The 8,113-nt window shown below is 55.2% G+C and carries 7 protein-coding genes and 1 riboswitch; of the genes, 5 read left to right on the plus strand and 2 right to left on the minus strand.

Going from position 1 to position 8,113, the window contains the following annotated elements; all coding sequences use genetic code 11:
• Positions 1–83: 83 nt before the first annotated feature.
• Positions 84–1,001 carry a DNA-binding transcriptional regulator OxyR gene (gene oxyR / locus ACMWKK_RS19200; protein ID WP_025758848.1) on the plus strand — a complete coding sequence of 306 codons (918 nt, stop codon included), beginning with the start codon at positions 84–86 and terminating at the stop codon, positions 999–1,001.
• Here the strand turns inward: oxyR and sthA are convergent.
• The gene (gene sthA, locus ACMWKK_RS19205; protein ID WP_008501785.1) at positions 984–2,384 is read right to left on the minus strand and encodes a Si-specific NAD(P)(+) transhydrogenase; all 1,401 of its coding nucleotides are present in this window, start codon (positions 2,382–2,384) and stop codon (positions 984–986) included. The two genes, oxyR and sthA, sit on opposite strands and share 18 nt — an antisense overlap.
• Positions 2,385–2,580: 196 nt before the next feature.
• Here sthA and fabR point away from each other — a divergent pair, with 196 nt between their 5' ends.
• A complete protein-coding gene (gene fabR / locus ACMWKK_RS19210) occupies positions 2,581–3,219 on the plus strand; it encodes an HTH-type transcriptional repressor FabR (RefSeq protein ID WP_008501784.1) in 639 nt (212 codons plus the stop codon).
• Between the two features lie 9 nt (positions 3,220–3,228).
• Positions 3,229–3,588 carry a YijD family membrane protein gene (locus ACMWKK_RS19215; protein ID WP_008501783.1) on the plus strand — a complete coding sequence of 120 codons (360 nt, stop codon included), beginning with the start codon at positions 3,229–3,231 and terminating at the stop codon, positions 3,586–3,588.
• Positions 3,589–3,670: 82 nt separating this feature from the next.
• Here the strand turns inward: ACMWKK_RS19215 and trmA are convergent, their stop codons facing one another.
• Positions 3,671–4,771 carry a tRNA (uridine(54)-C5)-methyltransferase TrmA gene (gene trmA, locus ACMWKK_RS19220; RefSeq protein ID WP_112780310.1) on the minus strand — a complete coding sequence of 367 codons (1,101 nt, stop codon included), beginning with the start codon at positions 4,769–4,771 and terminating at the stop codon, positions 3,671–3,673.
• Between the two features lie 104 nt (positions 4,772–4,875).
• Positions 4,876–5,052, plus strand: a riboswitch (cobalamin riboswitch).
• A 65-nt stretch (positions 5,053–5,117) separates the two neighbouring features.
• On the opposite strand from trmA, the gene btuB reads away from it, so the two are divergent.
• Both btuB and murI read left to right on the plus strand, forming a co-directional pair.
• Positions 5,118–6,965 (plus strand): TonB-dependent vitamin B12 receptor BtuB, encoded by a 1,848-nt coding sequence (btuB, locus tag ACMWKK_RS19225; protein WP_045329569.1) that lies wholly within the window; start codon positions 5,118–5,120, stop codon positions 6,963–6,965.
• Complete coding sequence (gene murI, locus ACMWKK_RS19230; RefSeq protein WP_045329571.1) at positions 6,910–7,761, plus strand: glutamate racemase; 852 nt, start codon at positions 6,910–6,912, stop codon at positions 7,759–7,761. The genes btuB and murI overlap by 56 nt, the downstream gene beginning before the upstream one ends.
• Positions 7,762–8,113: the final 352 nt, after the last annotated feature.

An 8,113-nucleotide genomic window follows, 5' to 3' on the forward strand; every position in this document is an offset into this window, starting at 1 on the left:
TTCAACAGAATGCTTGATAGGGATAATCGTTCGTTGCTATGCTATCTATCGCCATGAACTATCGTGGCGACGGAGGATGAATAATGAATATTCGTGATCTTGAATACCTGGTAGCGTTAGCCGAGCATCGCCACTTTCGCCGCGCGGCAGATTCCTGCCACGTTAGCCAGCCCACGCTGAGCGGTCAGATCCGCAAGCTGGAAGACGAGCTGGGCGTGATGCTGCTGGAGCGCACCAGTCGTAAGGTTCTGTTCACACAGGCAGGTCTGCTGCTGGTGGATCAGGCGCGTACCGTGCTGCGCGAGGTCAAAGTGCTCAAGGAAATGGCAAGCCAGCAGGGGGAGGCGATGTCCGGCCCGCTGCACATTGGCCTGATCCCAACCGTTGGCCCGTACCTGTTGCCGCACATCATTCCGATGCTGCACCAGACGTTCCCGAAACTCGAAATGTACCTGCACGAAGCGCAAACCCATCAGCTGCTGGCGCAGCTGGACAGCGGCAAGCTCGACTGCGCCATTCTGGCACTGGTCAAAGAGAGCGAAGCGTTTATTGAAGTGCCGCTGTTCGATGAGCCGATGATGCTGGCGATCTACGAAGATCACCCGTGGGCGAACCGCGATCGCGTGCCGATGGCCGATCTGGCGGGTGAAAAGCTGCTGATGCTGGAAGACGGCCACTGCCTGCGCGATCAGGCAATGGGCTTCTGCTTTGAAGCGGGTGCTGATGAAGATACCCACTTCCGCGCAACCAGCCTTGAAACGCTGCGTAATATGGTCGCGGCGGGAAGCGGTATCACGCTGCTGCCTGCGCTGGCGGTGCCGCGCGAGCGTAAGCGTGATGGCGTGGTCTATTTGCCGTGCATTAAGCCGGAGCCGCGTCGCACTATCGGCCTGGTCTATCGTCCGGGATCACCGCTGCGCAGCCGCTATGAGCAGCTGGCAGAGGCCATCCGCGGTGCGATGGATGGCCATTTTGACAGCGCGTTAAAACAGGCGGTTTAAGCCGTTCAGCGCGGCGACCCGATAGGCTTCCGCCATGGTCGGGTAGTTAAAGGTGGTGTTAACGAAGTACTCAATGGTGTTACCGCCGCCTTTCTGCTCCATTATCGCCTGGCCGATATGAATGATTTCCGCCGCGCGTTCGCCAAAGCAGTGAATGCCGAGGATCTCTTTCGTTTCGCGGTGGAACAGGATCTTCAGCGTCCCCACGCTCATCCCCACGATTTGCGCCCGCGCCAGATGTTTAAACTGCGCGCGACCCACCTCGTAAGGCACCTTCATTGACGTCAGCTGCTGCTCGGTTTTGCCGACAGAACTGATTTCCGGAATGGTATAGATACCCGTCGGAATATCTTCGATCAGGTGCGCCGTTGCTTCGCCTTTTACCAGCGCCTGAGCGGCAATGCGGCCCTGGTCATAAGCGGCTGATGCCAGGCTTGGGTAGCCAATCACGTCGCCAACCGCGTAAACGTGCGGCAGGGCGGTCTGGTACATGCTGTTGACCTTAAGCTGACCACGGCTGTCGGTTTCAAGCCCGATATTTTCCAGCTGCAGGGAATCGGTGTTGCCGGTGCGACCGTTGGCGTACAGCAGGCAGTCTGCTTTCAGCTTTTTGCCGGACTTAAGGTGCATAATCACCCCGTCGTCACAGCCTTCAATCTTCTCGTACTCTTCGTTGTGGCGAATCACCACGCCGCTGTTCCAGAAGTGGTAGGAGAGGGAGTCTGACATCTCCTGATCGAGGAACGCCAGCAGGCGGTCGCGGGTGTTGATCAGGTCAACTTTGACGTCCATTCCGCGGAAGATCGACGCATATTCGCACCCAATGACCCCTGCGCCGTAGATAATGACGTGGCGGGGTTCATGGTGCAGGCTCAGAATCGAGTCGCTGTCGTAGACGCGCGGGTGCGAGAAGTCCACGTCGGCCGGATGATACGGGCGCGAGCCGCAGGCAATCACAAATTTTTCAGCGGTGATGGTTTCAACCGACCCATCGTGGCATTCGAGTGCCAGGGTGTGTTCATCCACAAAATGCGCGTTACCCTGCAAAATCTCACAGTGGTTACGCTCATAAAACCCCTGACGCATGCGCGTCTGCTGGTTAATGACGGTATCCGCGTGGTTGAGGATGTCGGCAAAGGAGGAACGAAGAAGTCGGGAGTGGTCGCTGTAAAGAGGGTTCTGGTTAAATTCGATAATGCGGCTGACGGCGTGGCGGAGGGCTTTCGAAGGGATGGTGCCCCAGTGCGTGCAACCGCCGCCGACATTATGGTAGCGCTCAATGACCGCTACTCTGGCTCCCTGTTTCACCAGACCCATAGCAGCACCTTCGCCGCCGGGGCCGGAACCAATAACTATTGCGTCGTAATCGTAGGAATGTGGCATGGCAAGGCTTACCTGTTCTTATACATAAAAGCAACAGAATCATAACATCATTGCCAGGGTAACCCAATTATCGTTGTGCTTTTTTCCGGCAGTGGAGCACAAACCGCACGTAAACAATCATTCACAAAGCCAGGCAAACAGATTAATTTTATTCTCTGGTATAGTGCCGGCAGGCCTTTGGAAGGATTCAACTATCGTGATGGGCGTAAGAGCACAACAAAAAGAGAAAACCCGGCGTTCGCTGGTGGAAGCCGCATTCAGTCAACTGAGTGCTGAGCGGAGTTTTGCCAGTTTGAGCCTGCGCGAAGTCGCACGCGAGGCCGGGATTGCGCCAACGTCCTTCTATCGTCACTTCCGTGACGTGGATGAGCTGGGCCTGACCATGGTCGACGAAAGCGGGCTGATGCTGCGCCAGCTGATGCGCCAGGCGCGTCAGCGTATCGCGAAAGGGGGCAGCGTGATCCGCACCTCCGTGTCGACCTTTATGGAATTTATCGGCAATAACCCCAACGCGTTTCGTCTGCTTCTGCGCGAGCGTTCGGGCACATCGGCGGCGTTTCGTGCCGCCGTTGCGCGTGAAATTCAGCACTTCATCGCGGAACTTGCCGACTATCTTGAACTCGAAAACCATATGCCGCGTGCGTTTACTGAAGCACAGGCCGAGGCGATGGTGACGATTGTTTTCAGCGCGGGTGCCGAAGCGCTGGATGTCAGCATTGAACAACGCAAGCAGCTCGAAGAGCGACTGGTATTGCAGCTCAGGATGATCTCCAAAGGCGCGTACTACTGGTATCGCCGTGAACAAGAGAAACTGGCACATCAAACCGAAGAGTGAAGGTGAGTAATGAAACAGTCAGGTCAGGATAAAGGGACGCTGTTGCTGGCATTGATCGCTGGCTTATCCATTAATGGAACGTTTGCCGCTATTTTTAGCTCAATTGTTCCATTTTCGATTTTCCCGCTTATTGCGCTGGTGCTGACGGTGTACTGCCTGCATCAACGTTACCTGAACCGCACCATGCCGGTGGGGTTACCGGGGCTGGCCGCCGCCTGCTTTATTCTGGGCGTATTGCTCTACAGCACGGTGGTGCGCGCGGAGTATCCGGATATCGGCTCTAACTTCTTCCCTGCTGTGCTGTCTGTTGCGCTGGTGTTCTGGATTGGCTCACGCATGCGTAGCCGTAAGAGCCAGTTGCCGGAGTAATGAATTATTTGTTGTAGGGCAGGTAAGCGAAGCGCCACCTGCCAAAAAAGCCGGATGGCGCTACGCTTATCCGGCCTACAGATCACCGTGCGGTAAGTAAAACGCCGCACTCCATATGGTGCGTATACGGGAACTGATCGAACAGCGCCAGACGTTCAACCTTGTGCGTCTGGCCTAATGTTTCGAGGTTCTTGCACAGCGTCTCCGGGTTACAGGAGATGTACAAAATACGCGGATACGCCTGCACCATCTTCTCGGTTTCGCTGTCCAGCCCACTGCGCGGCGGGTCGACAAAAATCGTCTCACACCGGTAGCTCTTGAGATCGATCCCTTCCAGGCGGTTAAACTGGCGCACGCCGTTCATGGCCTGCGTGAACTCTTCTGCGGCCATACGAACGATCTGCACGTTGTCGATATGGTTAGCGGCAATGTTGTACTGCGCGGCGGCAACCGACGGCTTGGCGATTTCCGTCGCCAGAACGCGATCGAAGTTACGCGCAAGCGCCAGCGAGAAGTTGCCGTTACCGCAGTACAGCTCAAGCAGATCGCCCGTTGACCCTTCCGTCGCCTTCAGCGCCCACTCCAGCATCTGCACGTTCATCGCGGCGTTCGGCTGGGTGAAGCTGTTCTCGACCTGACGATACACCATCTCTTTACCCGCCACCGGCAGGCGCTCGTCAATGTAATCCTGATCCAGCATGATTTTGGTTTTTGTCGCGCGGCCAATCAGGTGAACGTTGATGTTCCGCGCGCGCAGCGCATCGCGCAGGGCTTCTGCCTGCTCGCGCCATTCGTCGGTCAGGGCTTTGTGGTACAGCAGGGAGACAATCGCCTGATTGCTTTGCGTGGTCAGGTAGTCAATCTGGAACAGCTTGTTACGCAGTACCGGATTGTTGCGCACGCCGTCCATTATCAGCGTCATCAATTGGTTAATGAGCTCGCTCGCCGCCGGAAAGCTGTCCACGCGAATGCGGGATTTCGTTTGCTGATCGAAAATGATGTGGTACAGGTCGTCACCGTCGTGCCAGATGCGGAACTCGGCGCGCATGCGGTAGTGGCTGACGGGGGAGCGGAACACCTCGGGAACGGGCGCGTTGAACGGCGTCATCATACTTTGCAGACGGACAACTTTTTCGGCCAGCTGCGCGTCGTACTGTTCTGTCGGGAGGTGTTCTGGGGTCATGATGCGTCCTGAGTGATAATGAATTACGCGGGGATTGTAGGCATTGTTCAGGGGATGTCCAGATTTAATGCCCAATAGCTGTCTGGACATCCATACGTGTCTAATTGTAGCATTCTGTTTCCGGTCTCCTGAGAGTGAAAAGGGAATCCAGTGTAAATCTGGAGCTGACGCGCAGCGGTAACGACTGGCGGGATGAGCGTTGTAGACACTGTGAAAATGGGAAGTCTTCATCCATATATAGCCACCTAGCCCGAAGACCTGCCGGGATCACGTCGCATTTGGTTTCATCATCGCGTGCTATCGATGAGGCCTGCGGCATCCTTCTTATATTGTGGATGCTTTAACAATGATTAAAAAAGTATCGCTGCTGACGGCACTGTCCGTCACGGCATTTTCGGGCTGGGCGCAGGATGGCGCAGACTCGTTGGTGGTGACGGCAAATCGTTTTGAACAACCTGAAAAAACTATTCTGGCTGCAAACACGGTTGTTACGCGTGCCGATATTGACCGCTGGCAATCAACCTCGGTCCTCGATGTTATGCGTCGCCTGCCCGGCGTGGATACGGCGCAAAGTGGCGGGATGGGGCAACTCTCTTCTCTCTTTATCCGTGGCACCAACTCCAGCCACGTCCTGATCCTTGTTGATGGGATCCGCCTTAACCAGGCGGGCGTTACGGGGTCGTCCGATCTCAGCCAGTTCCCCATCGCTCTGGTGCAGCGTATCGAATATGTTCGTGGACCGCGTTCGGCGGTATACGGCTCGGACGCGATCGGCGGAGTCGTAAACATTATCACCACTCGCGCGAAGGACGGTACCACGCTGAATGCAGGCGTAGGCTCGCACGGTTACCAGAATTATGGCGGCAGTACTCAGCAAACATTGGGCGACAGCACGCGCGTCACGCTGGCGGGTGATTACACCTATACCAAAGGGTTTGATGTGGTTGCGGACGGCAACAATGGTGGCCTTGCCCAGACCGACCGCGACGGCTTTATGAATAAAACGCTTTATGGCGCACTGGAACACGCATTCTCAGAGCAGTGGAGCGGTTTTGTTCGCGGATTTGGCTACAGCAACCGTACTGCCTATGATGGTTACTACAGCTCATTTACCCCTGACGTTCTGGTCGATACCCGCCAGCTCTATAGCCAGACCTGGGATGCAGGCTTGCGCTTCAACGATGACATCTTCCATTCACAGCTGCTCACCAGCTATAGCCACAGCAAGGACTATAACTACGACCCAAATTTGGGCCGCTACGATTCAACAGCCACGCTGGATGAAATCAAACAGTACAACGTCCAGTGGCTCAACTCTGTTGATGTGGGGCATGGGAACATTGGCGCGGGCGTTGACTGGCAGAAGCAGAGCACCGAGCCGGGTACAAACTACGTGACCAACGGCTATGACCTGCGTAACACCGGCGTTTACCTGACGGGGTTGCAGCAGTTTGGTGATGTCACTCTGGAAGGGGCGGTTCGTAGCGATGACAACTCTCAGTTCGGCCGCCATGGCACATGGCAAAGCAGTGCAGCGTGGGAGTTCGTGGAGGGTTACCGTTTCGTTGCTTCTTATGGTACGGCCTATAAAGCACCGAATCTGGGGCAACTCTATGGCTTCTATGGCAATGACCATCTTGATCCCGAAGAGAGCAAACAGTGGGAAGGCGCGTTTGAAGGCCTGACGGCAGGCGTGAGCTGGCGCGTATCCGGCTACCGTAATGACGTTGATAATCTCATCGACTTCAATAATAACCTCCAGCAATATTACAACGTCGGTAAAGCACGCATCAAAGGCGTGGAAGCGACAGCATCGTTTGATACGGGCCCGTTGACGCATACGGTCGGCTACGACTATGTGGATGCCCGTAATGCCGCAACTAACGAACTTCTGGACCGTCGCGCTAAGCAGCAGGTGAAATATCAGCTCGACACGCAGATCTATGATTTCGACTGGAGCCTGACTTATCACTATCTCGGTACGCGTTACGACACTGACTTTGGTACTTACCCGTCTGAGAAAGTGAAAATGGGCGGTGTCAGCCTGTGGGATGTCGCCGTTTCATATCCTGTCACCTCACACCTCACAGTTCGTGGTAAAATAGCCAACCTGTTCGATAAAGATTACGAGACAGTTTATGGCTACCAAACTGCAGGACGGGAATACACCTTGTCTGGCAGCTACACCTTCTAATCCGCGTCCCACCGTGCTGGTGTTTGATTCCGGCGTCGGTGGGCTTTCGGTCTATGATGAGATTCGGCATCTCCTGCCGGATCTCCATTACATCTACGCTTTCGATAACGTCGCTTTCCCGTACGGGGAAAAGAGCGAAGATTTTATTGTGGAGCGCGTGGTTGAAATCGTCACTGCGGTACAAAAGCGCTATCCCCTTGCGCTGGCCGTTATCGCCTGTAATACGGCGAGCACCGTTTCCCTTCCTGCCCTGCGTGAAAAATTCCCGTTCCCGGTAGTGGGCGTCGTTCCTGCGATAAAGCCTGCCGCGCGTCTGACGGCGAACGGCATTGTGGGGTTGCTGGCTACGCGTGGCACGGTAAAGCGTCCTTATACCCGCGAGCTAATCGACCGTTTCGCTAACGAATGCCAGATTGCGATGCTCGGCTCGGCTGAGCTGGTGGAGATGGCAGAAGCGAAACTGCATGGCAAGGCGGTATCACTCGACGAGCTGCGCCGTATTCTTCGTCCGTGGCTGCGGATGCCCGAACCGCCTGATACCGTTGTGCTGGGCTGCACCCACTTCCCGCTATTACAGGATGAGCTATTAGAGGTGCTGCCGGAGGGGACTCGTCTGGTCGATTCCGGCGCGGCTATTGCCCGTCGTACGGCCTGGCTGCTGGAACACGAAGCGCCGGATGCAAAATCTGCCGATGCGAATATCGCGTTTTGTATGGCCATCACGAAAGAGACTGAGCAACTTTTGCCCGTTTTACGTCGTTATGGCTTTGAAACGCTCGAAAAACTGGCGCTGTAGCACGGTTTTGAGCAAAAAAGAGACGGTTGAAAGTTTTTTTTAAAAGAGGGGTTGTCAACGTCTGAGAACTCCCTATAATGCGCCTCCACTGACACGGAACAACGGCTTACAGGCCGCCGGGTTAGCGGGGTTCAGAGATGAACGCCAACAGAGAAAAGCGAAAATAAACGCTTGACTCTGAAGCGGGAAAGCGTATTATGCACACCCCGCGCCGCTGCGAAAAGCGAAGCGGCACTGCTCTTTAACAATTTATCAGACAATCTGTGTGGGCACTCAAAGTGACATGGATTCTTAACGTCGCAAGACGAAAAATGAATACCAAGTCTCTGAGTGAACATACGTAATTCATTAC

Origin of the sequence: Enterobacter sp. 01-M-03-SI-ECC, assembly GCF_047530215.1 — a bacterium.
In the GTDB taxonomy this organism is placed as follows: Bacteria; Pseudomonadota; Gammaproteobacteria; order Enterobacterales; family Enterobacteriaceae; genus Enterobacter; species Enterobacter chengduensis.